Below are 2,293 nucleotides of genomic sequence, written 5' to 3'. Positions count from 1 at the left end.
CCGGGCACGCTCTTCCAACACTCCGCTCGCTCTCCAAGGCATGCCAGACTTCTACACGCCTCCGCTCGACCTCGCGAAAGTGTTACCTATGTCCCCGGTCTAATCTGTTACCCATCTGCCCGGTCTGTACCCATCTATACGGCACGGCTAAAGCCGTGCCCTTAAGCAAAACATTGAGCTTCGCGCGAAGGAGGGACATGCTTTTGTCGCCGACGGATCGCCACCTGGCTGCATTATTCTGTTGTGCCGTCGCGCAACGATCACGGGGCAAACAGCTGCCAGTGCCCCTCGGATACGACGTCCCCGCGCTGCTTCTTCGGGCCCATGCCCCTCTGGAATGGGCGATCATGGGGTATAAGCATCTTGATCATCCTCTGAATCAATTCGGTGTCTGAGCTGATTCCAGAACTTGACGGTGAAATAGTGAATCGACGGACCTTCTGCTTCCTGGCCTCTGCGCTGTTGTTTGCTATGCTTCCGGCATTTGGGCAGAACATCGATCCGAAGGCAGAGGCGAAGTATCCCATCGTGTTTGTTCATGGGAACGGAGACGATGCGGCCAAATGGATAGGCATCATCTGGCTGTTTGAATCGAATGGTTATCCCAAAGACCGGCTCTTTGCCATTCGCTTCTCAAACCCGGCAGCCCGTGCCGACGACACAAAGCCCGAAGCCAATCACTCTTCCACCGTCGATGCGGCTGCAGAGCTGAGCAGCATGGTCACTCGGGTGTTGCTTGAGACCCATAGCAGCAAAGTCATTCTGGTTGGCAGCAGCCGCGGAGGTCTCACGATCCGCAACTACATTCAGAACGGCGGTGGACGGAACAATGTTGCGGTGGCCATTCTTGCCGGTACGCCCAATCATGGTGTCCTTATCTCCACCGCGAACCCTAATGGAGAATTCAACGGTGGCGGCCAATACCTGCAGAACCTGAACCACGTGGGTGAAGGCCGCAGCGAGGTGGTAGAAGGTATTCGCTTTCTAACCCTGCGGAGTGACAAGCTGGACAAGTACGCACAGCCCACGGGGATTGGCCTCGGAGCGCCACAGAGCCAGACTGGAATCAGCTTCGACGGGCCTGAGTTGCGTGGAGCTACGAATACGGTACTTCCCAACCTCGATCACCGTGAGTTGGCGTTCGCGCCGACTGCATTCCGCGAGATGTTTCACTTCATCACTGGCTCTGACCCCAAAACGCTGACGGTTCAGCCCGAGTCTACGGTGGAACTCTCTGGAGTGGTTACGGGATTTGCCGGAACTGCACCTACGAATCTTCCCCTGCAGGGCGTTCACTTGAGGATCTTTGCCGTCGGTGCGAGCGGAACCGGCGATGGGGCTCCCGTGTACAGCACCACAACCGCGGCAGATGGCAAGTGGGGGCCGTTCCAGGCTTCGGCCATACAGCAGTATTGCTTTGATCTGGAATTTGAAGGCCGTCATATCCGCTACTACAAGGCGCCGCTTCCTCGCTCAACAACATTGTTGAATCTGAGGTTTGCACCCGCCCCGCACGATACGGTCACACGCGCACCCGGAACGGCTCTTCTTCTGATTGCACGTCCGGAAGGATACTTCTCACAGGGCCGCGACCCTGTCACAGTGAACGGGAAACCTGTGACGGAGGAGCCGCACGGCCTTCCTATCCAGGATTCTTTCCTGGTTTCTATCCCTGACACGAATGCCGTCTCCATTGCGCTACGCAATGAGTCAATCGTGGCTCGGGCCTCGAAGGACATCGCGACAGAATTGCCCATCGTCGATTTCCTCTGGTGAAAACGCCGCTGCACTCCTCTTTCGGGCTACCCAGCAACAGGGAAAATGCTCTAGCAGGTACCTCGCTAGATGCCGAATAACTTCCGTCTCGCCGGTACTAACAAGGGAGAAAATTCTCAGTCTGCACGACATTTTATCCATGAAACCAGAGAAAAACCGGAGATGAGCCGCATCTGCGCCTGAGCCTGCCTTTGGAATAAAACGTGCATCATAATCCAGTGATTTCATTGCAGGACTTAAACCCATGCATCTGTGGACAGATTACGAAGGCAATACACTTGCCGGATATCCGATTGGCCGGCTGAACCGCTCAGAGGGACGCAACGCCTTTTTCACCACTGCAACCCCCGATGGCCAACGAGCCTTGCTGCGCCTTACGGAGGCGCACTTCGATGAGTCGGAACTCATTGGCCGCTGGCGCAGGATCGCGGCTGTCTCACACTCGAATCTGCAGGCGATCAAGCGTGCCGGCCAGACCACGTTCGACGGTCTGTCGCTGGCATGCTGTCTACTGGAG

The 2,293-nt window shown here is 56.5% G+C and carries 2 protein-coding genes; both read left to right on the top strand.

The window, feature by feature from the left end:
* The first annotated feature begins 423 nt into the window (after positions 1-423).
* Positions 424-1,776, top strand: coding sequence for an alpha/beta fold hydrolase (locus AB4043_RS22870; protein ID WP_442302902.1), 1,353 nt, complete (start codon positions 424-426; stop codon positions 1,774-1,776).
* Between the two features lie 244 nt (positions 1,777-2,020).
* Positions 2,021-2,293: hypothetical protein (locus AB4043_RS22865; protein ID WP_442308194.1), on the top strand; the 273-nt coding region annotated here is incomplete at its 3' end.

Source organism: Terriglobus sp. YAF25, from assembly GCF_052113305.1.
GTDB lineage: Bacteria > Acidobacteriota > Terriglobia > Terriglobales > Acidobacteriaceae > Terriglobus.
Note: the sequence above shows the minus strand (reverse complement) of the source record. Positions and strands in the feature narration are given on the sequence as shown.